Below are 26,759 nucleotides of genomic sequence, written 5' to 3' on the forward strand. Positions count from 1 at the left end.
CAATAGCTTATTAGGTTAAAAAAATATAATTATATATAAATATAGCGATAATAAATAAGATACTCAAGCCGAAACCCCAGGCAGCGCCAAAGACTTGTAAGCGGGAATAGAAAGGTTTCAATGCTTCATTCACCTGCATAGCCACTACTTCTTTGGGGATTTGCATGATCCGCTCGCGCAGCATTTCGGGTATATCCACCTGCTGAACGTAGGTTTTCAGAATAAGGGGTAAGCTGCTCTGTATCTCCGTCAACAACAGTTCTTTGACCTGCGTCACGATCTTATCGCCTGCAAACATGGCCACCAAGGGTATTTTTTCCTGTAGTTTATGCTGTATAAATTGTTCTATTTGTTTTTCGAGCTCCGGCTTTAAGGCGGCTAAAGACCGCTCGGATACCAAATGATCGGCCAGTTCCTCAACAGAAAGATGTTGCATCATAGTACTTGCGATACCCTGCACCATTTTTGCACCCTGCTGCCGGATACTGTTTTGCATGATCAACGAAAATATTTTGTGTGCCAGCCAGCCGAAAAACGCCCCGAAAATGGGGAAAAAGATAATTAAAAACATAAGTATTGTTTAATTCTGTGCTGCAAAAATAGCCGATAATCCAAAGCATCGCTTATCCACTCCTTATTTTACTAATAAATTGTTGTGAACATATATGCTATACGACTATTTATTTCTTAATTTTGCAGCCAAATTAGGTAATCCTTTGTACGGTAAAATAATTAACGACCCTGTTTACGGATTTATTCGTTTTTCTGAACGGGAATTGATGCAGGTTATAGAGCATCAGTGGTTTCAACGACTGAGACGCATCAAGCAAATGGGTATGGCGCAACTGGTATATCCGGGAGCAGTACATTCCAGATTTCATCACTCCCTTGGTGCCACTCATTTAATGGGTATCGCCCTGAATGAGCTCAAAAGAAAAGGGGTAGCCATCAGCCCGGAAGAAGAAACAGGTGCCAAACTCGCCATCTTACTGCATGATGTAGGGCATGGCCCTTTTTCCCACGCGTTGGAACATAACCTGATCCCGGTTTCGCATGAAAGCTTGTCTTTACAGATCATGCATAACCTAAACGACATCTTCAGAGGTAATCTGGATATTGCCATTAAAATATTCAACAACAGTTACGAAAAGCCCTTTTTGCACCAATTGGTGAGCAGCCAGCTCGACATGGACCGTATGGACTACCTGAACAGGGATAGCTTCTTCTCCGGTGTTGCAGAAGGAACGATTGGCTATGACCGCATCCTGCAAATGATCACGGTACAGGATGGTAACCTGGTCGTGGAAGAAAAAGGAATCTATTCTGTAGAGAAATTTATTATCGCCCGGAGATTAATGTACTGGCAGGTATACCTGCATAAAACGGTACTTGGTGCCGAAAGGCTCATTGTGAATATTCTGAAACGAGCGAAAGACCTGGCAGAACAGGGCGTTGCCTTATTTGCCACCCCGAGCCTTTCTTTTTTTCTGTATGAGCAGATCAAACCGGAAGATTTCCAGACTGACCCCGCTATATTGGAGCGCTTTTGTGCCATAGATGACGCAGATATCGTTTGTAGCATCAAAGAATGGATGCACCATGCTGATCCTATCCTTTCTAAAATGTGCACCATGCTCACAAACAGGCAATTATACAAGGTAAAGCTGAGTAATGAAAGTGATCCTGAAAGCTTTGAAGCCCTAAAACAAAAAGGCCTCGCCAGCGGTATCCTAACGGAAGAAAACATGCCTTATTTCCTATTCGATGGCACGACAACCAATAATACGTACCAGGTAAATGATGATAATATCAATATTGCCTTGAAAAACGGTACGGTTGTGGACATTTCGGCGGTTAACAATACACTAATCGGAAATACCGTTTCGGGAGAAATTAAAAAATACTTCATTTGTTATATACCAGAACTAAAATCGGTTCGTTAAATTCGTTAGACAAAAACAAAACCACACAAGTTATATTACCATATGCAATTCACGGCAATACAAATAGCGCAATTACTGCAAGGAAGCGTAGAAGGAAATCCAGAGGCTGTTGTCAGTACTTTTTCTAAAATAGAAGAAGCCGGTGCACAATCTCTTTGTTTTATTGCCAATCCTAAATATGAGCATTATCTATATGAAACCCAGGCAGCCGTTGTCGTGGTGAATGACAATTATGTGCTGACCGGCCCCGTATCGGCAACCCTGATTCGGGTAGCTGATGCCTATGCGGCATTTGCCCAATTGTTGCAGGTCTATGAACAATTTACCAAAGGACAAAAGAAAACGGGTATAGAAGCCCAGGCATTTGTTGCGGACAGTGCTTCGGTAGATGCAAGCGCTTATATTGGTGCTTTCAGCTATATCTCTGAACACGCAGTGATTGGTAAGAATGTACAGATCTATCCCAATTGTTTTATCGGTAGTAATGCCGTAATTGCAGAGGATAGCATTATTTACCCTTCCGTAACCATCTACAAAGATTGTATCGTGGGACAGCGGGTGATTATCCATAGCGGAACGGTAATCGGTGCCGATGGTTTTGGCTTTGCGCCTAAAGCGGATGGTTCTTATGACAAAGTACCACAGATAGGTAATGTAGTGATTGAAGATGATGTAGAAATAGGCGCTAATACCTGTATTGACCGTGCCACGATGGGTTCGACCCTTATTAAAAAGGGTGCAAAATTGGACAACCTCCTGCAGGTTGCCCATAATGTGGAGATTGGAGAAAGTACTGTTATTGCCGCGCAAACCGGCATTTCGGGCAGTACAAAGCTCGGAGCACATTGTGTTGTGGGTGGACAGGTCGGCATTGTAGGCCACATCAGTTTAGCCAACGGTACTAAGATTAATGCCAAAAGTGGCGTCTCTAAAACGATTGTCAAAGAAGATACGGCTATTAGCGGCATTTATGCATTTGACTACAAAAGTGAGATGAAAAGCCAGATTGTTTTTAGAAGCCTGCCCGATATGATGGACCGGATTAAAAGTTTAGAGGCTAAAATTCAGGCCTTGGAACAAAAAAATGTTTAAGTTTGCCTTTAGATTTTAAAAAGCGTGGAGAGTGTCGCATACACCGGCATTCAAAATTAATATAAATGACCCAGGAATTTTATCAACACACATTACAAGGCACAGGAAGCCTTTCCGGCATCGGATTACATACCGGAAAAAACACCACAATTACGTTACATCCTGCTGACCCCAATTACGGCTACCGTTTTAAACGCGTAGACCTGGAAGGGCAACCCATGGTAAAAGCAGATGTCGACTTTGTAACAGACACTTCCCGTGGCACCACCATCGAAAATAAGGAAGCCAAAGTAAGCACGATTGAGCACTTACTTTCTGCCTTTGTCGGTTTGGGCGTAGATAATGTTTTGATAGAGATCGATGGCCCCGAAGTGCCTATTATGGACGGGAGCGCTAAGTTATTTATCGAACTGATCGAGCAAATCGGCATTGCGCAACAAGAAACAAAAAAGACGGTCTATACCCTACCGGAAAACCTGCATTATTATGATCCCATCAAGAATGTGGATATGATGGCGATTCCGGCAGACAAGTATAAGATCACAACCATGATCGATTTCAACTCTCAGGTACTCGGCACCCAACATATTGCCCTGCACCAGATTGAAGATTTCAAAAAGGAAATTTCTGCCTGCCGTACATTCAGCTTCTTACATGAGCTGGAATATTTGTTGGACAATAACCTGATCAAGGGTGGCGATCTGAATAATGCCATTGTTGTAGTGGATAAACCTATCTCGGAAGACACCTTAGGCAAACTCAAAACGGCATTTAAAAAGGATAATATTAATGTAAAACAGGAAGGTATCCTGAACAACTTGGATCTGCATTTCCCTAATGAACCGGCTCGTCATAAACTATTAGATATTGTTGGCGACCTGGCTTTAAGTGGTTATCATATCAATGCGCATATTGTCGCCAGCCGTCCGGGTCATGCCGGTAATGTGGCTTTCGCAAAGGTAATCAAAGAATATATTAAGAAAAACAAAGCGGCTTTAGAAGCCCCGACCTACGATCCTGCTAAAGAACCGATATTCGATATCAACCATATTGAAAGTGTATTGCCACATCGTTATCCGTTTTTATTGGTCGATAAAATTATCGAAATTTCCGCTACCCATGTAGTTGGGGTGAAGAACGTAACGATGAATGAACCCTTTTTCCAGGGTCACTTTCCGGGTAATCCGGTGATGCCGGGCGTACTACAGATCGAAGCGCTGGCACAATGTGGTGGGATATTGGCTTTAAATAACATGCCGGAAGTGGAAGGCGGTTATGATACTTATTTCGTAAAAATTGACAAAGTACGGTTCAAACATAAAGTCATGCCGGGTGATACCCTGCTGTTAAAAATGGAATTGATGGCTCCTATCAGACGCGGTTTATGCGAAATGAAGGCCACAGCGTATGTAGGAAATAAAATTGCAACGGAAGCAGAGCTGATGGCTCAGTTAACTCCGAGTTCTAAAAGATAAAAAATAATTGATGATACATCCTTTAACATACGTTCACCCGGAAGCTAAAATCGGTAAAGATGTAAAAATTGATCCTTTTGCTACAATTCACAGAAACGTAGAAATTGGTGATGGAACTTGGATTGCTTCAAATGTCACCATTATGGAGGGCGCGCGCATTGGAAAAAACTGCCGCATTTTTCCGGGAGCAGTGATCTCTGCCATTCCTCAGGATTTAAAATATAATGGGGAGGAAACCACAACCATCATTGGGGATAATACCACCATCAGGGAATGCGTGACGATCAATAAAGGTACCAGTGACAAAATGTTTACCAAGATCGGCAACAACTGTCTGATTATGGCCTATTGCCACATTGCGCATGATTGCATCATTGGTGATAATTGTATTTTCTCCAACAGCACAACACTGGCCGGGCATATTACCCTGGGCAATAATGTTGTACTGGCGGGCTTAGTAGCCGTACAACAATTTGTCAATATCGGTTCTCATACCTTCGTTACCGGCGGTTCTCTGGTACGTAAAGATGTACCTCCTTATGTAAAAGCAGCCCGTGAGCCCTTATCTTATGTTGGGGTAAATACCGTAGGCTTGCGCAGGAAAGGCTTTAGCTCAGAGCAGATCAACCACATTATGGATATCTATCGTATCCTTTACGTAAAAGGCTACAATACAGCAAAAGCACTTAATATTATTGAAGCAGAAGTTCCTTTTTCAGAGGAGCGCGAACAAATATTAAATTTTATCAGAGAGTCTAAACATGGCATCATGAGAGGGCTGTCGACGAATAAAGTACATGATGAAGATTGAACTCCATCAAATCAGCAAAAGATATATTAACCATTGGGTTTTTAAAGGTATTTGTACCACATATGAAGGGGCAAATACCTATGCTATTTTAGGGGCTAATGGTTCGGGAAAATCTACCTTACTGCGTATGATTGCGGGTATGCAAACCATCAGTAACGGCACGGTTACTTACGAACTGGAAGGCAAAGAGATTACTTCAGAACAAATCTTTGAATACATCAGCTATTGTGCCCCTGCCATGGATGTAATCGAGGAAATGACCTTAAAAGAATTTTTATCATTTCACTTTCAATTCAAAAAAACACTACAGGGTTGGTCTGTAGCACGCATCATCAGTAGTATGCAACTGGATCATGCTGCAGGGCAGTATATCAATGAATTTTCATCGGGTATGAAACAAAGGGTGAAATTAGCGCAGGCCTTTTTTGCCGATACCCCCATCTTGTTATTAGATGAGCCTTGTAGCAACCTGGACCTTCAGGGTGTAGCTATGTACCAGGAATGGCTACAAACATTGGCTACAGACAGGCTGATCATTATTGCCTCTAACGATGCACGGGAATATCCCGGTGCCATCGCTACACTGGATATGCAGCAGTACAAATAAGCAACCTTATTTAGCGTAATTTATCGATCTCCATACGTGTCAGGTAGGGCAGCTTATCCGTGATCTTTTGGATATCCCAATCCCACCAACGCAAGGTCAGTAATTGTTCAATCACTTCTTCCGAAAATCGTTTCCGGATTACGATAGCCGGATTACCCCCAACAATTGTATAGGGTGGCACATCTTTCACCACCACCGCATTGCCGGCAATAATAGCACCATCTCCGATACGAACACCCGCCATAATCGTGGCGCTATGTCCTATCCAGACATCATTCCCGACCACAATATCACCTTTATTGGGATAAACGCTACCTTCCATTGCCCGTTCCCACCCATTCCCGAAAATAGCAAAAGGAAAGGCACTGAGTGCATCGGTTACATGATTGGCACCATTCATGATAAAGGTTACATCAGACGCGATCATACAAAACTTACCAATGATGAGCTTGTCGTTGATAAAATCGAAATGGTATTTTACATTCTTTTCAAAGTTATGCACGTCTTCAAAATCATCATAATAAGTATAATCACCCACAATGATATTAGGGTTACGAATGATATTTTTCAGAAAACATAGCCGCCCATAATGGGCTAAAGGAAAAACCGCGTCTTTATCGGGTCCGGTCATCATGTTAATTTAAGAAGTTTCAAAAGCCAAAAAGCGTGTGGCGCGCCTTCGGCGCGCCACACGCTTTTATATAATAATTCTGTGCTTGTTATAATTAATCGTCCAGCTTCAATACGGCTAAGAAGGCCTCCTGTGGCACCTCTACATTACCAATCTGACGCATACGCTTCTTACCTTCTTTTTGTTTTTCCAGCAATTTACGTTTACGGGAGATATCACCTCCATAACACTTCGCGGTAACGTCTTTACGCATGGCACTAATCGTTTCACGCGCTACGATTTTCGCACCGATCGCGGCTTGTATCGCAATCATGAATTGGTGACGCGTTAATAGTTCTTTTAATTTAGAACATAACTTACGGCCAAAATCATGCGCCCTGCTGCGGTGAATCAAAGCACTCAAGGCATCTACCTTCTCCCCGTTCAACAGGATATCCATTTTAGCGATATCACTTTCGCGATAGTCTAAAGGTTGGTAATCGAAGGAAGCATAACCTCTGGTGTTCGATTTTAATTTATCATAAAAATCAAATACAATCTCCGCCAAAGGAATATCAAAAATCAGCTCTACACGCGTTGGGGTCAGGTAATTCTGATTGATCAGGATACCGCGTTTACCCAAACACAAAGTCATGATATTGCCGATATAATCGGGAAGGGTAATGATCTGCGCACGGATAAAAGGCTCCTCTACCTTAGCCAAACGGCTGGGATCGGGCATTTCCGTAGGATTATTCACAATAATCTTCACATCAGGTTCCCTTGTGGTATAAGCATGAAAACTAACGTTAGGTACGGTAGTAATCACCGTTTGGTTAAACTCCCTTTCTAAGCGCTCCTGGATAATCTCCATGTGCAGCATGCCCAGAAATCCGCAACGGAATCCGAAACCAAGTGCCTGAGAAGTTTCCGGTTCAAAAGTCAGAGACGCATCATTCAATTGCAGTTTTTCCATGCAATCCCTTAACTCTTCAAACTCATCTGTATTGACCGGGAAAATACCCGCAAATACCATTGGTTTTACATCTTCAAAACCTTGAATAGATACCGTGCTCGGATTGGTTACTGCCGTAATGGTATCACCCACTTTTACTTCTTTCGCATTTTTAATACCTGTAATGATATACCCTACATCACCGGCCAATACTTCCGTTTTAGGAATCAATCCCAAACCTAAAGTACCTACCTCATCTGCATTATAATCTTTACCGGTATTGATAAAGCGTACTTTTTCTCCTTTTCTTAAAGAACCGTTCAATACACGGAAATAAACGATAATACCCCGGAAAGAGTTAAATACCGAATCAAAGATCAGGGCTTGCAAAGGCGCTTCCGGATCTCCTTTTGGTGCCGGAATACGATCGACCACTGCACTCAGGATTTCTTCTATACCAATGCCGCTTTTTCCGCTCGCTAAAATAATATCTTCTGCTTTACAACCAATCAACTCTACGATCTGATCCGTTACTTCCGGAATCATCGCCCCTTCCATATCAATTTTATTGATCACCGGAATGATCTCCAGATCATTTTCAATGGCCAAATAAAGATTGGAAATGGTTTGCGCCTGAATACCCTGCGACGCATCTACCAGCAGCAAAGCGCCTTCACAGGCAGCTAATGCGCGGGATACTTCATAAGAGAAGTCAACGTGACCCGGGGTATCAATTAGGTTGAAAACATAGGTTTCATTCCCTCTTTTATATTGTACTTGTATGGCTTTACTTTTGATGGTAATCCCTTTCTCCCGCTCCAAATCCATGTCGTCCAATACCTGATTTTGCATATCTCTTTCCGATATGGTTTTGGTATGTTCTAAAAGACGATCCGCCAAGGTACTCTTACCATGATCGATATGGGCAATAATGCAAAAATTGCGTATGTTTTTCATATTCTTAAACTGCCCGCGAAAATACGACTATTAATTGAAAAAAAGATGTAACGTATCGCGCAGGTAACCAACATCTTTCAAAACCCGTATTTTCCGAAATAATCATAACTTTGCAGCAAATCTTTTTAACCTTGGTAGCGATAGAGGACATCCTGATCAGCGATGATATTTTTGATAAGCAATTTGTTTGCGATTTGAACAAATGCAAAGGTGGTTGCTGTGTGGAAGGCGATGCCGGCGCCCCCATTACCCGTGACGAAGCCAATCTGATCGAGGATCTTTACCCGGTGCTGAAGCCCTATCTGCCCCAAAATGCCATCAATATTATTGAAGAAGACGGGGCGTATACTTTTGATGATGAATTTGACATTGTAACCCCAACCATCGATGGAGGAATCTGCGTGTATGGCTTCTATGATGAGGGTGGCATGGTCAAATGTGCCATAGAGCAAGCTTATTATGATGGCAAAACGGATTTCAAAAAACCCATCAGTTGCCACCTGTTCCCAATAAGGGTTGTCGAAACAGAAACATTCCATGCACTGAACTATGAACCCCAACCTTCTTTATGTAAACCGGCCTGTAAACTGGGCAAATCGCTTAAAGTACCCGTATACCAGTTTCTAAAAGAACCCCTGATCCGGAAATATGGAGCAGAATTCTATGAAGACCTGGAGCATACTGCCAATGAATATTACAAAAATAAAGAGGCCGGATCATAAATGATAGCTGCTATCGGCTCATCCTAAATGCCTTAGCGCAGGTTCCCTTCGCTTTAGCTAAAAAATAACGTCTTTTTTGCAATTTAATAATTCACGATCTGCTGATCACATGCTTTCTTTTGTTAGTTTTGCCCCCTAAATGAGAATAGTCTTATTCCTTATCTACTGCTGTTGCTTTTTGTTCAACAGTAATACGCCCGCCTTCTCGGCAGCGTACAGGAGTGCTATTACTCATACCCATACGCCACAGAGCAAACAAAAACATCATAAACATTACTACAATACAAATAGTACTCATGCGGCCATTGAAGGATATGCGCTGAGTACAAATGAGGAATGCCTCAGTAACGATGATGATACAGAGGAAGACGAAGACCATAACCAGTCTTTCAATTTCCAGAAAATACAACACAGGCAACAAAGCCTGTACACTTATTCCGCTGCTCCATTCATCACGAATGAGCTCTGCAGCTATCTAAAATCTTCTTTGTTCTATTTCGGACAAGAATCGCATAAGTATATTATGCAAGGGGTTTTGCGCATTTGAGCCATCCCCCACCTTCTTTCTATACCTGAAAGAAGACACCCTTCCTTTTTTTAATAAAACATAAGCTACGCAATCATATTGATGCAGGGCTTCTTCAGTCGTTTTCACAGGACTGATGTTTTTCTCTTCCTAAAATACCCAAACAGTACCCCTCCAAAATATCATATCCAATTAATATCATGAAGAAAATGATCATGTTTGCAGGCTTGTGTGCCCTATTGATCCATACAAGTTGCAGCTCAAAAAAGAAAGAAAAAGAAGAAGAAACTAAATATACGGGCACCAGCCCTATGGCTATGGACACCTCCTTTACCAAGGAATATGTAGCACAAATACGCTCTGTGCGGAATGTAGAACTGCGGGCTCAGGAAAAAGGGTTTCTGCAAAATATCTATGTAGATGAAGGACAATTTGTAAAAGCCGGGCAACTTCTTTTTAAGATCATGCCGAAGTTTTATGAAGCAGAACTACAGAAGGCACAGGCAGAAGCAAAAGCGGCAGAAATTGAATTATTAAATGCCAAAACCCTGGCCGATAAAAACATTGTCTCCAAAAATGAACAGGCACTGGCACAGGCAAAACTGGAGCAGGCCAGAGCAGAAATCTCCCTGGCAAGGCTCCATCTTTCCTTTACTGATATCAGAGCCCCTTTTGACGGAACCATCGACCGTATTCCCAAAAAACTGGGAAGCCTTATTGATGAAGGAGAACTGCTGACCAGCCTTTCGGATAATAGTTCGGTATTTGCTTACTTCAATGTTTCAGAACCCGAATATCTCCAATACCAAACCAACATAAAAGACAGAGGCGATAACCAAGTGAGCCTGCTCTTAGCCAATGGACAAACCCTGCCCTATAAGGGAATGATCGAAATTATCGAAAGTGAATTTGATAATGAGACCGGCAATATCGCCTTTAGGGCCAAGTTTCCCAATACCGATAAACTCCTGAAAAACGGACAAACCGGTAAAGTCTTAATGACCGTTCCGCTGAAACAAGCCATCCTTATTCCACAAAAAGCCACTTATGAAATTCAGGACAAAAAATATGTTTTTGTCATCGACAAGAACAATGTGATCAGTTCCAGAAACATTACGGTTGGTGGCGAAATGCCGGACCTCTATGTCGTACAAAGCGGCTTAACCACAACAGACAGAATACTGCTCGAAGGGGTACAAAAAGTAAAAGACGGCGACAAAATCAAGTATGAATATGAGCAACCCCAGGAAGTGATGGCTCACCTTCGTTTAAAAGCCGAATAGTTTTCATCCCCCCAATAACCTAATTCAATGTTTAATAAATTCATTCAGAGACCGGTATTATCTATTGTAATATCGCTCATCATCGTATTTTTAGGGATACTGGCCATGACAAACCTGCCGGTAACCCAGTTCCCCTCCATTTCGCCACCTAAGGTAAATGTAACCGCAGACTATCCCGGTGCCAATGGAGAGTTAATGATCAAATCTGTAATCATTCCCCTGGAAAGAGCCCTGAACGGCGTTCCCGGGATGAAATATATGACCTCCGATGCCGGTAATGACGGAGAAGCGACCATACAGGTTGTGTTCAACCTGGGTACCGATCCCAATCAGGCTGCATTGAATGTACAGAACCGCGTGGCTTCTGTCGTCAACAAACTACCGCCACTGGTGGTAAGGGAAGGGGTTAAGATAACCCGTGAAGAGTCAAACATGCTGATGTATGTGAATCTTTACAGTAAAGATCCGAATACGGATCAAAAATTCCTGTTCAACTTTGCCGACATCAATGTATTGGCAGAACTCAGACGGGTAAATGGTGTAGGTGTTGCCGACATTTTGGGTAACCGCGAATATGCCATGAGGATCTGGTTAAAACCCGACCGTATGCTGGCCTATAAAATATCGGCCGACGAAGTCATGGAAGCCCTGTCTGCCCAAAGTCTGGAAGCCTCGCCGGGCAAGACCGGTGAGAGTTCGGGCAAACGCTCCCAAACCTTTGAATATGTATTGAAGTATTCCGGAAGGTTTACGACTAAAGAACAATACGAAAATGTAGTGCTCCGATCAAATGCCAATGGTGAAATCCTGCGCCTGAAGGACGTTGCCGGGGTAGAATTTGGCAGCTCGATGTACGATATTTATTCCAACCTGAACGGCAGGCCATCGGCAGCCATCGTCTTAAAGCAGTCTTACGGAAGTAATGCGAGCCAGGTAATCAAGGATGTAAAAGCCAAGCTGGAAGAAATCAAAAAAAGGTCCTTTCCTAAAGGAATGGATTATGAAATCAGCTATGACGTTTCTAAATTCCTGGATGCTTCTATCGAAAAAGTAATCCATACCCTGATCGAAGCCTTTATTCTGGTGGGTTTGGTGGTTTTCCTTTTTCTTGGGGACTGGCGCTCCACGATTATCCCGGCCATAGCCGTACCGGTATCCCTTATCGGAACCTTTATGTTTATGCAATTTTTTGGCATTACCCTCAACCTGATTACGCTCTTTGCCCTGGTGCTGGCGATCGGGGTCGTGGTAGATGATGCCATCGTAGTGATCGAAGCCGTCCATGCCAATATGGAAGAGTTCCATCTCAGCCCGCGAAAGGCCACGAAGAAAGCCTTGCACGAAATTTCCGGTGCCATTATCGCCATTACCTTTTTGATGGCCGCGGTATTTATTCCCGTAGCCTTCATGTCCGGACCGGTGGGTATTTTCTACCGGCAGTTCTCCATCACCATGGCTACCGCCATTATCCTTTCGGGTATTGTAGCCCTGACGCTGACGCCGGCCTTATGTGCGATGATCTTAAAAAACAATCATGGCAAACCTAAAAAGAAAACACCGGTCAACCGATTTATCGACGGCTTCAACAATAAATTTAATAAAACCTCTGACAAGTACCAGAATGTACTGGGTAAGATTGTCAGTAGAAGAAGTGTTACGGTCATTACCCTGTTGGCTTTCTGTGCCGGAACATGGCTTTTAAGCGGCAGCGTTCCTTCCGGATTTATTCCCAATGAGGATCAGGGGATGTTTTATGCCATTATCCAAACGCCTCCCGGATCTTCATTAGAAAGAACCAATAATGTTGCGGAAAAGCTGCAAAAAATTGCAGAAGGCGTAGACGGCGTTTCCTCTGTTTCTGCCCTGGCCGGTTATGAGATCCTTACCGAAGGTACCGGCTCTAACTCTGGTACTTGTTTGATCAACCTTAAAGACTGGAACGAGCGTAAGCATTCCGTACAGGAGATCATGACAGAACTGGAAGAAAAATCGAAGGATATACCCGGAGCCAATATTGAATTCTTCCAGCCACCCGCTGTGCCCGGATACGGTGCCGCCGGTGGTTTTGAATTGCGCCTGCTGGATAAAGCTGGATCGGGCGATTACAAAAAAATGGAAACGGTAAACAATAACTTTGTAAAAGAACTGAGTAAACGGCCGGAACTCTCTTCGGTATTCAGCTTTTACAGCGCCAGCTTCCCGCAATTTATGCTGAAGGTCGATAACGACCTGGCACAACAGAAAGGGGTTTCTATTGAGAATGCCATGAATACTTTATCTACGCTTTTGGGCAGTAACTATGAGATCAGTTATATCCAGTTTGGCCGCCAGTATAAGGTGATCGTACAGGCTGCTCCGGAGTACCGGGCACTGCCGGATGATGTATTGAAGCTATACGTCAAGAACAATCGTGATGAGATGGTACCCTACTCCGCCTTTATGCACTTGGAGAAAGTATATGGCCTTTCTGAGATCACAAGGCACAACATGTACAACTCTTCGGAGATCAGTGGTTCTGCAGCACCCGGCTTTAGTAGTGGTACGGCCATTAAAGTTATTCAAGAGGTTGCAGACAAAACCTTACCCAGAGGCTTTGGTATCGGATGGGCAGGGATCTCTGCCGATGAGGTGGCACAGGGCAATCAGGCTATTTATATCTTCCTTATTTGTCTTGGTTTTGTATACCTCATCTTAGCCGCACAATACGAAAGCTTCATCCTTCCGCTATCCGTTATCCTTTCCCTGCCGGCAGGTATTTTTGGAGCCTTTCTTTTATTAAAATTAACGGGCCTGGAAAATAATATCTATGCGCAGGTAGCCATGGTAATGCTGATTGGTTTATTGGGTAAAAATGCAGTATTGATTGTAGAATTTGCCGTGCAGCGGCACCGTGCAGGAAAATCCATTCTCGAAGCGGCTATGGAAGGCTCCAAAGCCAGGTTCCGCCCGATTTTGATGACCTCATTTGCTTTTATCGCGGGCTTAATCCCGCTGGTACTTGCGAGCGGTCCGGGTAAGATCGGGAACAGAACAATCGGTACGGCCGCCGCCGGTGGTATGTTGCTGGGTACGATCTGTGGGGTGTTTGTGATCCCCGGTTTGTACTACATTTTCGGCAGCATCGCCGCCAAGCATAAACTGGTCAAAAATGAAGAAGAAAATCCCCTAACCGAAGAAATCGATAACAATGTATAAATTCAAAATAGATCGCCGGCTGGCGACGCTGGGCTTATGCCTGGCCATCGCCGGCTGTAATATACCAAAAGTCATGCAGCGGACGGAAAACCACTCCGTTCCCCAATCCTACAATAATACTCAGGACAGCACCAATACCGGCCAACAGCAATGGCACGATTTTTTTAAAGACCCCTATCTGGCGGACCTGATTGATACGGCTTTAAAGAATAACCAGGAATTGATGATCACCCTGCAGGAAATGGTGATTGCCCAAAACGATATCCGTTTAAGAAAAGGCGCATTATTCCCAAGTGTACGCCTGGGTGGTGGCGCAGGATTGGAAAAAGTAGGTCGCTATACCAGTCAGGGTGCGGGTGATGCTTCAACAGACATCAAACCCGGAAAACCCGTACCGGATTGGTTGCCCGATCAGAAAATTGCCGCCTATGCAGAATGGGAGGTAGATATCTGGAAAAAACTACGCAATGCCAAGAAAGCAGCCGTCAGCCGGTATTTATCGACCGTGGAAGGGAAGAACTTTGTGCTGACCAACCTGATTGCCGAAGTGGCCAATACTTATTATGAGTTGCTGGCTTTAGACAATCAGCTGGCGATTGTGAAACAAAATATCGAGCTGCAAAAGAATGCCCTTGAGATTGTAAAAGTACAGAAACAGGCCGCCAGAACAACGGAGCTTGCCGTCCAGAAGTTTCAGGCGGAAGTCTTGAATTCCCAAAGCCTGGAATACGACATTGTACAAAATATAAGTGAAACGGAAAACAGGATCAACTTCTTACTGGGCCGCTATCCACAGCCTATTCCAAGAGACAAAAGCAACTTCCTGGAATTGCTGCCGGCAAGTGTGCAGTCCGGTATTCCGGCACAACTATTGGCCAATCGTCCGGATATTAAACAGGCGGAACAAAGCCTGATCGCAGCCAAGCTGGATGTGAAGGTTGCACGTGCCGAGTTTTATCCTTCACTTAATATTTCGGCCTCGGTAGGGCTACAAGCCTTTAATCCGGCTTACCTGGTCAAGTTACCGGAATCGCTGCTGGCCTCTCTGGTGGGTGATCTGGCCGGTCCGTTGATTAACCGGAATGCAATTAAGGCAGAATATTTTAGTGCGAATGCCCGGCAATTACAAGCGGTATACAATTATGAGCGCACGGTGCTGAACGCCTATCTGGAGGTATACAACCAGGTTTCCAAAATAGACAATTTGGGTAAGAGTTATGACTTGAAATCCCAACAGGTAGCGGCCTTAACCAGGTCGATCAGTATTGCCAATGACCTGTTCAGCTCTGCCAGAGCAGATTATTTTGAGGTACTGATGACCCAAAGGGATGCCCTGGAATCAAAACTGGAATTGATCGAAACTAAAAAGCAGCAATTTAATGCTGTGGTGAATATCTACAGAGGCCTGGGTGGTGGCTGGAAGTAAATAAGGATTCATTAATGCTGTAAAGGGCCGTCTTAAAACAAGACGGCCCTTTGGTATTATTTATATCCTGAAACGTTAAAATCGGGGGTACAATTCTTTTTCCGCACATATTTACCGAAATTTGTTTGATGCCGGAATAGAGCGACCTTATAGCAGAATTGATAAAGATCATCTTTTATCTCTTCAGGGTCTTGTATTTTCGCAGGAGCAAATAAATAAAAACATATATAAATAGATGAAAGTAGAGCAAATTTATACCGGTTGTTTAGCACAAGGAGCTTATTATATTGTATCCGATGGCGAAGCGGCCATTATAGATCCTTTAAGAGAAGTACAGCCTTATCTGGACAGATTATCTAAAGATGGAGTACGCTTAAAATACATTTTTGAGACCCATTTTCATGCTGATTTTGTATCGGGCCATTTAGACCTGAGCAAAGCTACAGGAGCTCCGATCGTTTATGGACCAACGGCCCAGCCGGCCTTTGAATCTATAATCGCCACAGATGGTCAGGAATTCAAGGTAGGCAAGGCAACAATCAAAGCACTGCATACACCCGGCCATACGATGGAAAGCACCACCTACCTGCTGATCAATGAAGCCGGCGAGGAAGAGGCCATCTTTAGTGGCGATACTTTATTCTTGGGAGATGTAGGCCGTCCCGATCTGGCACAGAAAGCGGCCACAATGACTCAGGAGCAACTGGCCGGTATGCTTTATGATAGTCTGATGCAAAAGATCATGCCTTTGCCCGATACCGTAACGGTATACCCTGCTCATGGCGCGGGTTCTGCCTGTGGCAAAAATATGCAGAAGGAAACGGTAGATAGCCTGGGCAATCAAAAAAGAACGAATTATGCTTTAAACCAACCGGACAAAGCAAGCTTTATCGAAGCGGTGACCGAAGGCCTTTTGGCCCCTCCGGGATATTTTGGCATGAATGTAGCCATGAATAAACTGGGTTACGAATCCTTTGACAATGTGATGCAAAAAGGAAAGCAGGCCTTATCGCCCAACGCTTTTGAAAGTGCGGCAGAGGAAACAGGAGCTTTAATCTTAGACACCAGAAACAGCGGCGACTTTAGCAAAGGTTTTATTCCTAATGCGATCAGTATCGGCTTGAAGGGCGATTTTGCCCCTTGGGTAGGTGCTATGATTGTGGATGTAAAACAACCTTTACTATTGGTTGTTGATGAAGGAAATATTGAAGAAGCCATTACCAGACTGAGCCGTGTAGGCTTTGATAACGTACTGGGCTATCTGGAAGGTGGTTTCGAGGCCTGGAAACAATCGGGCAAAGAAGTAGATACTGTACACCGTATTGATGCCGCGCAGTTTGCCACAGCATTAAAAGAAGATTCGGTTGTGATTGATGTGCGCAAAGACGGAGAATATGCCGCAGAACATGTTGATGGCGCGTACAGTTGGCCTTTAGCTTCCATTAATGACTGGATCAAAGACCTAAACCCGGAGCAACCTTTTTTCCTGCATTGTGCCGGTGGCTATCGCAGCATGATCGCAGCCAGTATTTTACAAGCAAGAGGATACCGGAATTTTAGTGAAGTGTATGGAGGCTATAATGCCATCGCAAAAACGGAAGTCCCTAAAACTGATTTTGTATGTCAAAGCAAACAACTGAGCAAATAAAACATGGCGGAAGATAAAGATATAACCTGCTGTGTGAAGGCTTGTGATCAGCCTTTAGACAAAACATACTGGAATACCCAATGGGAAAATGAGCAAATCGGATGGGACATAGGCTATGCCGCTCCGGCGATTGTGGCTTATATGCAGCAATACCCAAATAAAGAGGCCCGTATTTTAATCGCGGGCTGTGGCAATGCCTATGAGGCGGAAGCCTTGTGCGATATGGGTTTTAAGCACATTACCTTAGTAGACATTGCGCCAAAAGCAGTGCTGCTTTTACAGGAAAAATTTGCAGACAAGCCGGAAATAAATGTGGTTTTGGGCGACTTTTTTGAACATGAGGGTCAATATGACCTGATGATTGAACAAACCTTTTTCTGTGCAATTCCTCCCGGAAAAAGAACAGATTATGCCCAACAAGCCCGCAAGCTGTTAAGCGATAAGGGCAAGATCATCGGTCTTTTATTCGACAGGAGATTTGAGCAGCAAGGCCCACCCTTTGGTGGCTGCCCTTGCGAATACAAGCCTGTCTTCAATCCTTATTTTGAGATAAAAACGATGGATTTATGTACCAATAGCATTAAACCACGGGAACATCAAGAGGTATTTATCATTTTAAATAAAAAAGATAATGAATAGAAGGGTGTGGGGTACCTGGACAGTACGGCGTTTAGCTTACCTGATTATTGGTTTATGGATCGCCATACAATCTGCAATGGGTCAAGAATGGCTACTGGCGGCACTCGGCGGCTATTTTTCGGTATTGGCTATCTTCAAACTCGGCTGTGCCGGAAATCAATGTACTACCCTTAACACAATAAAAAAATAAAATTATGCTCGATAAATTTCAAGAACTGATTAATGATGAAAAACCGGTACTGATCGATTTTTTTGCAACTTGGTGCGGCCCTTGTCAGGCAATGGCTCCCGTATTAGAACAGGTAAAAGAGGAAATCGGTGATCAGGCCAGGGTCGTGAAGATCGATGTCGATAAATTCGGACAGATCGCACAGGAATACCAGATCAGCAGCGTACCCACCTTTATGATTTTCAAAAAAGGAGAAGCGGTGTGGCGTCATAGTGGTACTGCACCAAAATCAGAGCTGGTCAAATTATTACAGGCCAACGCCGGCTGAGTTTGTCAGCCTGTTTATACGATAAAGCCTCGCAATTATGCTGCTATCCGTCACAGGATGGAGTACTGATTGCGGGGCTATTTTTGTGTCTTCGAGGTAAGGCTCAAAAACGCTTTAGGTAAATAAGCGATTATATCTCCGGCAATCAGGCTTTCCATGCTAAGATCTAAAGCAGCCAGATCTCCGGCACGGCCGTGCAGCCAAACGCCCATAATTGCCGCTTCCGTTGCGGTATAACCCTGCGCCCGCAAAGCAGTAAGCATACCCGAAAGCACATCGCCACTCCCTCCTGTAGCCATACCGGCATTACCGGTACTATTGAAATATAATTGTCCATCGGGCAGGACGACCACCGTATGGGCACCTTTAATCAATACAATCAGCTGATGGGCTTGTGCGAACGCTTTACATTTTTGTAATTTTTCAAAATCATGCTCCCAAGTTCCGATCAATCGTTGGAGTTCTTTAGGATGCGGGGTCAGTATCGTTTGTGCCGGCAGTAATTTCAAATATTCTTTATGGGTTGCAAGTATATTTAATCCGTCTGCATCGATCACCAAAGGTGGTAATTCCTCTTTTGCGGCGGCCAGCCACTCCAGAAAAGCCAATTCTGTTTCTTTTTCCTGCCCCAATCCCATCCCGATGCCAATCGCCTGCAGCTGGGCAATATCATCGGGAAAGCTGCTGATATATTGCGTTTGTTCATCGGTACGCACCATGGCTTCTGGAAAAGCATTTTGCACAATGGCATAAGCACATTTCGGAGTATACAGGCTCACCAGGCCACAACCCGATCTTAAAGCAGCTTTTCCACTTAACAATACCGCACCCACTTTACCATAACTTCCCCCGATCAATAAACTGTGCCCGTAAGTACCTTTATGTGTATAGGGCTTTCGAGGTTTCCTAATCCGCTGTACCAAGGCCTCCTCAATATAATGCATATGAAAGACCTCAGGGGCAAAACAAGTATCGTCCAATTGCAGATTAAGAATCTGAAGCAAGCCTACCTTGTCTTGGTTTTCGGGCTGGAGTAAAGCTAGTTTGGGTACCTGAAAGGTCAGGGTATAATGGGCCTGCACCACCGGAGCGGTGTCGGGGGTATGCACATCGGCCATTAAGCCGGAAGGCAGGTCTATGGCCAGTATACAAGCTGCTTTGTTAATCTGCTGAATCAATGCCTGCCAGGAATCATCCAATACCTGACGCAGGCCATAGCCAAACAAACCATCCAGTACGACAGCATCAGCCGGCAGCATTAAATGGTCTTCTTTACTAAAAAAATGAATCGCAATATTATGATCGCTCAGGCGTTTTTGGTTTTGAAAATTATCTGCGGTGTATTGCGGTGCTTCCAGCAGGTAAACTTGTACTTTGTATTTTTGCTGATGCAACAGGCGGGCAATCGCCAGCCCATCCCCACCATTATTCCCTTTGCCGCAAATAATTGCAAATACGGGCTTAGTGGCCGAAAATTGCTGTATCAGTGCTTCTGTAAAGGCTTTCGCCGCCCGCTCCATAAGCGCCAAAGTTGACATATTTTGTACCTGGACCGTGTGGGCATCCACTCGTTTTAACTGTTCGGCGGTGTATAGATGCATGGCTGATGCTATTTTAGATACAAATGTAAATACAGTTGGGGAAATAGCAACCAACGAAAAAGCGCATCAACATTGATGCGCTTTTCTTATGTAATATATGTTTTATACCAACCGGTATTAAGGTTGTACTTTTTGCATAATGCTTGCCGGTACGCCTTTTTTATTCAGTAAAATGCTGGTGGTTTTGTATTGCACATAGGCTTTAGATACATTCAGGTAACCTTTGTAGTCATTATCTTCACCCCAGGAGTTTTTTACGATATAATACTCTTTACCATTCTGATCTTTGGACATCCCTACAATATGCATACCATGATCATCAGTTGTGGCCTGGTTATCCAAACCTTGCTGGCGGATTTCCGGAGTGATCACCAATTCTTTTTTAACCGTTGCGAATAAAGCATCTTTTTCTTCTTTCTTCATGCGCTTTGGCTCCAGGTATAAAGCACTATCCGGAACCATTGCCACACCATTAGGCCAGCTAAAATAAGGCTCTGATACATCTGCACCCCAGGCTACCGTATAACCGCTTTTCAAAGCATTGTCAATCGTAGCGGTCAGGTCTTCCATAGGAATATTGTTGATCCATTGGAAAGACCAGTTATCCGGAACCATCATCATGGCTTTTTCCCAGTAAGGCGTATTGGTTTGAGAGATAAATTCGATATAATCGTTCGCATTCAAACCCACAACCTCCGTAGCAAAAGATTTTGGAGTATAGGATTTACCCTGATAGGTAAAGCTTTGTGGCACCTCGCCCAAGTAGGCGTCTAAAGTGCTTTTTACTACATTTTTCCAGGCCGGAGATATGGTACCGTTTTTATTGGCCACCACACCTTTTAAAATACCTTCCATGATGGATTGCATTTCCCCAAAGTTATTACGGGTAGATCCGTTTAGTAAGCCGGTATAGGCTTCTTTAGGCATCGCACCGTATTTACCATATAAATGAATCACATCATGTGCTTCACCGCCATCACCCCAACCGATATTGCCGCCCATTCTCACATAGGTATCGGACTTATCTTCGTATTGTTTTCTGGCATGAAATATTTTAGATAGTTGTACCGGCTTACGCCCTGCTTTGATCATTTCAGACTCCAGAAAAGACCCGGTAGAGTAGCTCCAACAGGTTCCTGAACTGCCCTGATTTTCTACCGGTGTACGATCCAGATTGATCACATCGGTAAATTTATAGGCTTTCTTTTTAGCATCTATCTTAGTGCCACTGGCGGTCTTCACTAGATTATCCTGCGCCTGGGCTACCTGCATCATACATGCTAAGGCAACAATACTTAAGGTAATTTTTCTCATTATCAATTAAAATAGTTTTTCAAATTTTGTCAAATATAGGCAATATCAGAAAATATCGTTTGTATAGGGCATAATTATAAATACCTTTATGCAAATTGACATACGGTTTATATGGCAAAAGTAATCTTAGCAGGCGGTACCGGTTTTATCGGTCAATACTTACAAAAACGGTTTCGTCAATCGGGCGATGAGGTACTGGTCCTTTCTAGGGAAAAGGGCGACCTTTCCTGGAAGGAGGAAGATGCCCTTAAAGCAGCTCTGGAAGGTGCTTCTGTTCTGATTAATCTTTCAGGGAAATCGGTGAATTGCCGGCATAATGAACGTAATAAAAAAGCGATCCTGGAGAGCCGGGTAAAGACTACCGAAAAGCTGAACGAGCTTCTGCGCAGTTGTACCCATCCACCTGCGTATTGGTTTAATGCGAGTGGCGCGGCTTTTTATAAACCTTCGGAGCATAAAGTAATGACCGAAACCGATTATGAATTTAACCCCGCTTTTATGGGTATCGTCTCCAGAGATTGGGAGGAAGCTCTTTTTGCCCATCCGCTTACCGCCACAAAACGATATGCCCTGCGCACGACCATTGTGCTGGGGAAAGACGGTGGCGTAATGCAACCGTTTAAAACCCTAACCCGTTTTGGATTGGGGGGCAGGCAAGGTACAGGCAGGCAAATGGTAAGTTGGATTCATATTGAGGATTATTACCGCATTATCAGGTTTGCAATGGAGACTGATGCCGCAGAAGGCCCGATTAATTTTGCAGCACCGGAACCGCTTAGTAATACCCTTTTTATGAAAAGCCTGCGTAAGGCCATGCACATGCCTATTGGTATACCCGCACCGGGTTTCGCCATTAAATTTGGGGGTGCATTGATCGGCACGGAGCCCGGATTGATCCTGGATAGCCAATATGTGGTCTCCGAAACGCTCAAAGCAGCAGGATTTTCCTTTAAGTATCCTAGCCTGGCTTCGGCCTTAAAAGACCTGGTCTAAGGTGTAACAATAACATAAAGCGATTTATCCCCGCAAGGTGTGCCGCTTTCAATTGATTTTACTATTTTCGCCAATAGTTTTATATTTACCCGATAAAAAAAACAGCAATAAAATATGAGTTCAAAAATTAAAGTAGCCAACCCGGTTGTCGAACTTGATGGTGATGAGATGACCCGAATTATTTGGAAATTCATTAAAGACAAATTGATCTTACCTTACCTGGAGGTAGATATCAAATATTATGATTTGGGTATGGAGCATCGCGATGCTACGGATGATCAGGTGACGGTAGATGCCGCTAATGCAATCAAACAATATGGTGTGGGTATTAAATGTGCCACCATCACCCCGGATGAACAACGTGTGGAAGAATTCAAATTAAAACAAATGTGGAAGTCTCCTAATGGAACGATTCGTAACATCCTTGATGGTACGGTATTCCGTGAGCCGATCGTTTGTTCCAATGTACCCCGCCTGGTACCCAACTGGACTGCTCCGATCTGTATCGGCCGTCATGCCTTTGGTGATCAATACCGCGCTACAGATTTCGTAACGAAAGGTAAGGGTAAACTGACTGTGAAATTTGAAGGAGAAGATGGTACGGTACAAGAGTATGAGGTATACAATTTCAAAGGAGATGGTGTTGCCTTAACCATGTATAATACCGATGAAAGCATTCAGGGTTTTGCCCGTTCTTGCTTTAATCAGGCCCTGAGCAAAAAATGGCCTTTATATCTTTCTACTAAAAATACTATTCTTAAAAAATATGATGGCCGCTTCAAAGATATTTTTGAAGAGATCTATCAAAATGAATTCAAAACTAAATTCCAGGAAGCAGGGATTACTTATGAACATCGTTTAATCGATGACATGGTCGCGTCTGCCTTAAAATGGAATGGTAATTTCGTATGGGCCTGTAAGAACTATGATGGTGATGTACAGTCTGATACCGTTGCACAAGGATTTGGTTCTTTAGGTTTAATGACTTCTACTTTGGTAACGCCCGACGGACTGACGATGGAAGCGGAAGCAGCACACGGAACTGTAACGCGTCACTACAGAGAGCACCAAAAAGGTAATCCTACCTCTACAAACCCGATCGCGTCTATCTTTGCATGGACAAGAGGTCTGGAGTTCAGAGGTAAATTGGATGACAACCAGGAGCTGATTAAGTTCTGCCATGCTTTAGAAGAAGTATGCGTGGAAACAGTAGAGAGCGGTAAAATGACTAAAGATTTAGCAGTATGTATTCATGGTAATAAAGTAAATCATGGAGAACACTACTTATATACAGAAGAATTTTTAGATGCTTTGGATCAAAATTTGAAAGCAAAATTGGCTTAAGGCCAAAATCCAATCTTCCTTATATGACTCATGGGGCGCCTTCGGCGCCCCATGAGTCATATAAGGAAGATAATCAACACTCAATTTTTACTTTTTAGGAAATCTGTTCCGAAAATGACTTTCGAATCCTGCTGAGTGCCTGCGGGGTAATGCCGATATAAGAGGCTACATCCTTTAGCGGCACCGCGGTTAAAAGCTCCGGCCATTCCTTATAGATACGGCGATAGCGACCTTCAGCATCCTCACTAAGCAGGGATAATTCTCTATGTATTTTAGAAATAAAAATGCTTTCTGCAATCTTTCTCCCAATCAAATTACCGATAGATGATTGCTGGTAAATCTTATCTAAATCATCAAAAGAAACGCGTAATATTTCCACATCTGTCACCGCCTGAATCTGAAATATTGATGGCCGTCTTAATAAGAAAGAATCATAGGCACAAAAGGCAGTATCCGGAAAGAAAAAATTAAAAGAAACATTTACATTCTCTTTAAGGTACGTATACTTTACAATCCCCTTATTGACAAAAGAAATATGGTTTTCAATCTCTCCATATTTAAGGATCACGTCTTTTTTCCTGAAATGGGTCTTGGTCAGTTTATCGTTCAGTAGTGCCCAGTCTTCCTCTGAAACGGCGTTAATGTTATTAAAATGCTTTCTCCAGTTTTCCGGCATATCAAGATTTTTTGGTGATCAGAAACCGTATTTGTCTGATACAAACAAATAACAATGTTTTACAAAACTAAATATAGTTTTTTATCTGATACCAGCGCCCATTATAGCTAAGCCGATTACGTTATTTTCCCGTTAAAGGAGAAATTTACCTGTCTGAACAAAAACGTTGCACTTGCCATAACCATAGCGAGCTATAGGGATTCATCTGAATTATCCAGACCTGTCACCAAAGCTTGGGAAATGGTTGTCCTACAAATTATTGGGGGATTTGCGACCAGAGGAGCATAGCTATTGTACTGATTTAATAAGTCTTTTATTTTTCTTATACTTCCGGATCAATATCCACACCAACCCACCGACTAGTAAGAGTGCCCATAGATTAGTGATGCCAATCAGGATAATCTTGATCACTTCCCAGCCATTATATAAGGCAGTACGCATTCTTTCTCCAAAAGTAGGAGCGGCCAGCGCTTGTACATTAGCAATAACCTTTGTTTCAATACGCTGTGGCTGATAGAGGTCCAGGCTCAGTGTCGCATATTTCACTTGTTCCTGAATGCTTAAATTCTCTATCTTACGATCAATCTGTTGCTCCGAACGATCATCAATATAGCTTACATTAGCTAATGTTTTGGGCGCAAGATGGTTCGCTTTAGAGGCTTCTTGTTTGAGTTTATTGCTTAAATAATTCAAGGTTACATCTTCCAATGCAAGATTTCTGTTATTAATAAATTCTGATTGACCGGCTACAAGGCGTAGAAAAGAGTCAAGCTGCTGCACCGGAATTTTAAAGGTCATGGAAGCAGTCGTTGTATAGGCTTGCACCTGCTTTACGGAATCGGAAGACAGGGGCCTCCGGTAAGTCTCTTCAACGGCATTTTCCAGACGGGAACTAACAATTGATCCCTCTAATTGGCGCGTTACCTGCTCCAGATAGGTTGTGGTGGCCAATACATCTTTTACCCTCGAGCGCATATCAGCCGTCTTGATAATTTTGCGTTGTTCCGAAGATTGGTAAGTAGCTGTATCTACAGCAATCTGTTCCGCGGCTGCTTCGTCAGCTGTCGTCGTAGATGCAGTACCCACGCTGCTTTCATGATTATTACTTTGCTTACATGCGGTGAATGCCGCGCTGGCAAGTACCAGGATCAAAATACTTTTAAGGGCTTTCATAATCTTTTGTTTTGTGTTTCCATTTTATACCCAAAGCCGGTAAAAGGTAATCCTGCTTAACAAAAAATTTACAAATCCCTCAAAAAAACAGGGCCTGATGCGTCGTTCATCAGGCCCTGTTTTTTTAAATTTATGATGATGTTTACTGCATCAGATCATTACCCATTTTTATCATTTTCAAGGCACCGATCATGGCTTCCTGGCCCTTATGCCCATGTATACCTCCTAGGCGCTCCCAGGCTTGTTCTTCATTATCCAGGGTCAGTACACCGAAGATAACCGGAATCGGCAAACTAAGGTTTAATCGAAGAATACCTTCTGTTGCCGCCTGACACACATAATCGAAATGGGGGGTTCCGCCACGGATTACCGCACCAAAGGCAATAATCGCATTGGGGCCTTCCGGATCGTTTACTGATTGTTCATACAAAGCCTTACAGGCAAAAGGTAATTCAAAACAGCCCGGCACTTTAACCAGGTTAGAAATTGTATTTCCTGTTTGTTCTGCGATCGCTTTTGCGCCACTGATCTGTTCTTGTACAATACGATCGTTCCACTCGGTGTATACGATACCTACTTTCCCATTTCTTAAATGCATGATCTCAGATAGATCAAGCAGGGTATTGCTGTCTGATGATAAGGCCATAATCTTAATTATTTTATTTTGCTACTTGTGTGAATTTTTTGTGCAAATGTAATACTTGTTCGATAAGGGAAACAGATTCATCATTCCGAATCACAAAATCGCATAAGCTCATTTTTTTCGTTTCGTCCATCTGTTGCTCCATACGTTTCCGTATGGCCGTTTCATCTGCATGATCGCGCTGCATAGCCCTTTGCAAGCGGGCATCGAATGGACTCTGTACACCAATCATATAATCCATATCGGCATCGCTGCCACTTTCAAAAAACAAAGCGGCTTCTTTGAGCACATAAGGCGATTGCTGTGCGGCCATCCACTGTTTACCATATTTTCGCACAGCAGGGTGTACAATACTGTTGAGTATCGCGAGCTGCGCCCGGTCGTTAAATACAATACCCGCCAGATAAGGCCGGTTTAACTGGCCGTCTTCGTACATACCCGAGCCAAAAGCAGCGATCAAGGCCGTCTTAACGTCGTCATTATGAGCCATCAGTTGCTTGGCAAAAGCATCGGCATCTAAGACCGGAATGCCCAAAACGCCAAATATCTGGCTCACGACACTTTTACCCGAGCCGATGCCTCCTGTAATCCCAATGTTCAACATAAGGCAAAATTAAAATTTTATTCAT

Annotated in this window: 25 protein-coding genes; 16 read left to right on the forward strand and 9 right to left on the reverse strand. The window is 43.5% G+C overall.

Going from position 1 to position 26,759, the window contains the following annotated elements; translation table 11 throughout:
• Window positions 1-10: 10 nt before the first annotated feature.
• Window positions 11-571 carry a hypothetical protein gene (locus tag DBR32_RS02180; protein ID WP_124634644.1) on the reverse strand — a complete coding sequence of 187 codons (561 nt, stop codon included), beginning with the start codon at window positions 569-571 and terminating at the stop codon, window positions 11-13.
• A gap of 94 nt (window positions 572-665) precedes the next feature.
• Here DBR32_RS02180 and DBR32_RS02185 point away from each other — a divergent pair, with 94 nt between their 5' ends.
• The 5 genes from DBR32_RS02185 (at window position 666) to DBR32_RS02205 (ending at window position 5,928) form a co-directional block, all read left to right on the forward strand.
• A complete protein-coding gene (locus tag DBR32_RS02185) occupies window positions 666-1,943 on the forward strand; it encodes an HD domain-containing protein (protein WP_124634645.1) in 1,278 nt (425 codons plus the stop codon).
• 42 nt (window positions 1,944-1,985) lie between these two features.
• Window positions 1,986-3,035, forward strand: a complete 1,050-nt coding sequence (gene lpxD, locus DBR32_RS02190; RefSeq protein ID WP_124634646.1) for a UDP-3-O-(3-hydroxymyristoyl)glucosamine N-acyltransferase — start codon at window positions 1,986-1,988, stop codon at window positions 3,033-3,035.
• Window positions 3,036-3,100: 65 nt separating this feature from the next.
• The gene (locus DBR32_RS02195; RefSeq protein WP_124634647.1) at window positions 3,101-4,510 is read left to right on the forward strand and encodes a bifunctional UDP-3-O-[3-hydroxymyristoyl] N-acetylglucosamine deacetylase/3-hydroxyacyl-ACP dehydratase; all 1,410 of its coding nucleotides are present in this window, start codon (window positions 3,101-3,103) and stop codon (window positions 4,508-4,510) included.
• Window positions 4,511-4,520: 10 nt separating this feature from the next.
• A complete protein-coding gene (gene lpxA / locus DBR32_RS02200) occupies window positions 4,521-5,321 on the forward strand; it encodes an acyl-ACP--UDP-N-acetylglucosamine O-acyltransferase (RefSeq protein ID WP_124634648.1) in 801 nt (266 codons plus the stop codon).
• The gene (locus DBR32_RS02205; protein ID WP_124634649.1) at window positions 5,308-5,928 is read left to right on the forward strand and encodes an ATP-binding cassette domain-containing protein; all 621 of its coding nucleotides are present in this window, start codon (window positions 5,308-5,310) and stop codon (window positions 5,926-5,928) included. Before lpxA ends, DBR32_RS02205 begins: the two co-directional genes overlap by 14 nt.
• Window positions 5,929-5,938: 10 nt before the next feature.
• On the opposite strand, the gene DBR32_RS02210 is transcribed toward DBR32_RS02205, so the two are convergent.
• Together DBR32_RS02210 and lepA are read right to left on the reverse strand one after the other, a co-directional pair.
• Entirely contained in the window at window positions 5,939-6,559 is a 621-nt protein-coding gene (locus DBR32_RS02210; protein ID WP_124634882.1) for a CatB-related O-acetyltransferase, read from the reverse strand.
• Window positions 6,560-6,653: 94 nt separating this feature from the next.
• Entirely contained in the window at window positions 6,654-8,450 is a 1,797-nt protein-coding gene (gene lepA / locus DBR32_RS02215) for a translation elongation factor 4 (RefSeq protein ID WP_124634650.1), read from the reverse strand.
• A 110-nt stretch (window positions 8,451-8,560) separates the two neighbouring features.
• Here lepA and DBR32_RS02220 point away from each other — a divergent pair, with 110 nt between their 5' ends.
• The 9 genes from DBR32_RS02220 to trxA all read left to right on the forward strand — a co-directional run bounded on the left by DBR32_RS02220 (window position 8,561) and on the right by trxA (window position 18,386).
• On the forward strand, window positions 8,561-9,172 hold the full coding sequence (locus DBR32_RS02220; protein WP_233559638.1) for a DUF3109 family protein: 612 nt from the start codon (window positions 8,561-8,563) through the stop codon (window positions 9,170-9,172).
• A 139-nt stretch (window positions 9,173-9,311) separates the two neighbouring features.
• On the forward strand, window positions 9,312-9,719 hold the full coding sequence (locus DBR32_RS02225) for a hypothetical protein (RefSeq protein WP_124634651.1): 408 nt from the start codon (window positions 9,312-9,314) through the stop codon (window positions 9,717-9,719).
• A 179-nt stretch (window positions 9,720-9,898) separates the two neighbouring features.
• The gene (locus DBR32_RS02230) at window positions 9,899-10,981 is read left to right on the forward strand and encodes an efflux RND transporter periplasmic adaptor subunit (RefSeq protein WP_124634652.1); all 1,083 of its coding nucleotides are present in this window, start codon (window positions 9,899-9,901) and stop codon (window positions 10,979-10,981) included.
• 27 nt (window positions 10,982-11,008) lie between these two features.
• Entirely contained in the window at window positions 11,009-14,176 is a 3,168-nt protein-coding gene (locus DBR32_RS02235) for an efflux RND transporter permease subunit (protein ID WP_124634653.1), read from the forward strand.
• Window positions 14,169-15,602, forward strand: coding sequence for a TolC family protein (locus DBR32_RS02240; RefSeq protein ID WP_124634654.1), 1,434 nt, complete (start codon window positions 14,169-14,171; stop codon window positions 15,600-15,602). The genes DBR32_RS02235 and DBR32_RS02240 overlap by 8 nt, the downstream gene beginning before the upstream one ends.
• 235 nt (window positions 15,603-15,837) lie before the next feature.
• Window positions 15,838-17,250, forward strand: coding sequence for a rhodanese-like domain-containing protein (locus DBR32_RS02245; protein WP_124634655.1), 1,413 nt, complete (start codon window positions 15,838-15,840; stop codon window positions 17,248-17,250).
• 3 nt (window positions 17,251-17,253) lie between these two features.
• Window positions 17,254-17,889, forward strand: a complete 636-nt coding sequence (locus DBR32_RS02250) for a methyltransferase domain-containing protein (protein ID WP_124634656.1) — start codon at window positions 17,254-17,256, stop codon at window positions 17,887-17,889.
• Window positions 17,882-18,079, forward strand: coding sequence for a hypothetical protein (locus tag DBR32_RS02255; RefSeq protein ID WP_124634657.1), 198 nt, complete (start codon window positions 17,882-17,884; stop codon window positions 18,077-18,079). The genes DBR32_RS02250 and DBR32_RS02255 overlap by 8 nt, the downstream gene beginning before the upstream one ends.
• Window positions 18,080-18,083: 4 nt before the next feature.
• Window positions 18,084-18,386, forward strand: a complete 303-nt coding sequence (gene trxA, locus DBR32_RS02260; protein WP_124634658.1) for a thioredoxin — start codon at window positions 18,084-18,086, stop codon at window positions 18,384-18,386.
• 77 nt (window positions 18,387-18,463) lie between these two features.
• Here the strand turns inward: trxA and DBR32_RS02265 are convergent, their stop codons facing one another.
• A complete protein-coding gene (locus tag DBR32_RS02265; RefSeq protein ID WP_124634659.1) occupies window positions 18,464-19,987 on the reverse strand; it encodes an NAD(P)H-hydrate dehydratase in 1,524 nt (507 codons plus the stop codon).
• A 117-nt stretch (window positions 19,988-20,104) separates the two neighbouring features.
• Entirely contained in the window at window positions 20,105-21,301 is a 1,197-nt protein-coding gene (locus tag DBR32_RS02270; protein WP_124634660.1) for an aminopeptidase C, read from the reverse strand.
• Between the two features lie 111 nt (window positions 21,302-21,412).
• On the opposite strand from DBR32_RS02270, the gene DBR32_RS02275 reads away from it, so the two are divergent.
• Window positions 21,413-22,294: a TIGR01777 family oxidoreductase gene (locus DBR32_RS02275; protein ID WP_124634661.1), complete on the forward strand. Its 882-nt coding sequence runs from the start codon at window positions 21,413-21,415 to the stop codon at window positions 22,292-22,294.
• A gap of 114 nt (window positions 22,295-22,408) precedes the next feature.
• The gene (locus DBR32_RS02280) at window positions 22,409-23,638 is read left to right on the forward strand and encodes an NADP-dependent isocitrate dehydrogenase (protein WP_124634662.1); all 1,230 of its coding nucleotides are present in this window, start codon (window positions 22,409-22,411) and stop codon (window positions 23,636-23,638) included.
• Between the two features lie 94 nt (window positions 23,639-23,732).
• Here DBR32_RS02280 and DBR32_RS02285 read toward each other — a convergent pair whose 3' ends face one another.
• From DBR32_RS02285 to coaE, 4 genes are all read right to left on the reverse strand, one after another.
• Window positions 23,733-24,314, reverse strand: coding sequence for a Crp/Fnr family transcriptional regulator (locus tag DBR32_RS02285; protein WP_124634663.1), 582 nt, complete (start codon window positions 24,312-24,314; stop codon window positions 23,733-23,735).
• A gap of 288 nt (window positions 24,315-24,602) precedes the next feature.
• A complete protein-coding gene (locus DBR32_RS02290) occupies window positions 24,603-25,487 on the reverse strand; it encodes a DUF4349 domain-containing protein (protein WP_124634664.1) in 885 nt (294 codons plus the stop codon).
• Window positions 25,488-25,629: 142 nt separating this feature from the next.
• Complete coding sequence (gene ribH / locus DBR32_RS02295; protein ID WP_124634665.1) at window positions 25,630-26,133, reverse strand: 6,7-dimethyl-8-ribityllumazine synthase; 504 nt, start codon at window positions 26,131-26,133, stop codon at window positions 25,630-25,632.
• Between the two features lie 13 nt (window positions 26,134-26,146).
• A complete protein-coding gene (gene coaE, locus DBR32_RS02300; RefSeq protein WP_124634666.1) occupies window positions 26,147-26,734 on the reverse strand; it encodes a dephospho-CoA kinase in 588 nt (195 codons plus the stop codon).
• Window positions 26,735-26,759: the final 25 nt, after the last annotated feature.

Origin of the sequence: Taibaiella sp. KBW10, from assembly GCF_003852495.1 — a bacterium.
Classification (GTDB): domain Bacteria; phylum Bacteroidota; class Bacteroidia; order Chitinophagales; family Chitinophagaceae; genus Edaphocola.

Excerpts from the sequence above, each read along its gene's own strand:
- DBR32_RS02180 (WP_124634644.1), bottom strand. The coding sequence starts at position 571 with ATGTTTTTAATTATCTTTTTCCCCATTTTCGGGGCGTTTTTCGGCTGG.
- DBR32_RS02185 (WP_124634645.1), top strand. The coding sequence starts at position 666 with ATGCTATACGACTATTTATTTCTTAATTTTGCAGCCAAATTAGGTAAT.
- lpxD (WP_124634646.1), top strand. The coding sequence starts at position 1,986 with ATGCAATTCACGGCAATACAAATAGCGCAATTACTGCAAGGAAGCGTA.
- DBR32_RS02195 (WP_124634647.1), top strand. The coding sequence starts at position 3,101 with ATGACCCAGGAATTTTATCAACACACATTACAAGGCACAGGAAGCCTT.
- lpxA (WP_124634648.1), top strand. The coding sequence starts at position 4,521 with ATGATACATCCTTTAACATACGTTCACCCGGAAGCTAAAATCGGTAAA.
- DBR32_RS02205 (WP_124634649.1), top strand. The coding sequence starts at position 5,308 with ATGATGAAGATTGAACTCCATCAAATCAGCAAAAGATATATTAACCAT.
- DBR32_RS02210 (WP_124634882.1), bottom strand. The coding sequence starts at position 6,559 with ATGACCGGACCCGATAAAGACGCGGTTTTTCCTTTAGCCCATTATGGG.
- lepA (WP_124634650.1), bottom strand. The coding sequence starts at position 8,450 with ATGAAAAACATACGCAATTTTTGCATTATTGCCCATATCGATCATGGT.
- DBR32_RS02225 (WP_124634651.1), top strand. The coding sequence starts at position 9,312 with ATGAGAATAGTCTTATTCCTTATCTACTGCTGTTGCTTTTTGTTCAAC.
- DBR32_RS02230 (WP_124634652.1), top strand. The coding sequence starts at position 9,899 with ATGAAGAAAATGATCATGTTTGCAGGCTTGTGTGCCCTATTGATCCAT.
- DBR32_RS02235 (WP_124634653.1), top strand. The coding sequence starts at position 11,009 with ATGTTTAATAAATTCATTCAGAGACCGGTATTATCTATTGTAATATCG.
- DBR32_RS02240 (WP_124634654.1), top strand. The coding sequence starts at position 14,169 with ATGTATAAATTCAAAATAGATCGCCGGCTGGCGACGCTGGGCTTATGC.
- DBR32_RS02245 (WP_124634655.1), top strand. The coding sequence starts at position 15,838 with ATGAAAGTAGAGCAAATTTATACCGGTTGTTTAGCACAAGGAGCTTAT.
- DBR32_RS02250 (WP_124634656.1), top strand. The coding sequence starts at position 17,254 with ATGGCGGAAGATAAAGATATAACCTGCTGTGTGAAGGCTTGTGATCAG.
- DBR32_RS02255 (WP_124634657.1), top strand. The coding sequence starts at position 17,882 with ATGAATAGAAGGGTGTGGGGTACCTGGACAGTACGGCGTTTAGCTTAC.
- trxA (WP_124634658.1), top strand. The coding sequence starts at position 18,084 with ATGCTCGATAAATTTCAAGAACTGATTAATGATGAAAAACCGGTACTG.
- DBR32_RS02265 (WP_124634659.1), bottom strand. The coding sequence starts at position 19,987 with ATGCATCTATACACCGCCGAACAGTTAAAACGAGTGGATGCCCACACG.
- DBR32_RS02270 (WP_124634660.1), bottom strand. The coding sequence starts at position 21,301 with ATGAGAAAAATTACCTTAAGTATTGTTGCCTTAGCATGTATGATGCAG.
- DBR32_RS02275 (WP_124634661.1), top strand. The coding sequence starts at position 21,413 with ATGGCAAAAGTAATCTTAGCAGGCGGTACCGGTTTTATCGGTCAATAC.
- DBR32_RS02280 (WP_124634662.1), top strand. The coding sequence starts at position 22,409 with ATGAGTTCAAAAATTAAAGTAGCCAACCCGGTTGTCGAACTTGATGGT.
- DBR32_RS02285 (WP_124634663.1), bottom strand. The coding sequence starts at position 24,314 with ATGCCGGAAAACTGGAGAAAGCATTTTAATAACATTAACGCCGTTTCA.
- DBR32_RS02290 (WP_124634664.1), bottom strand. The coding sequence starts at position 25,487 with ATGAAAGCCCTTAAAAGTATTTTGATCCTGGTACTTGCCAGCGCGGCA.
- ribH (WP_124634665.1), bottom strand. The coding sequence starts at position 26,133 with ATGGCCTTATCATCAGACAGCAATACCCTGCTTGATCTATCTGAGATC.
- coaE (WP_124634666.1), bottom strand. The coding sequence starts at position 26,734 with ATGTTGAACATTGGGATTACAGGAGGCATCGGCTCGGGTAAAAGTGTC.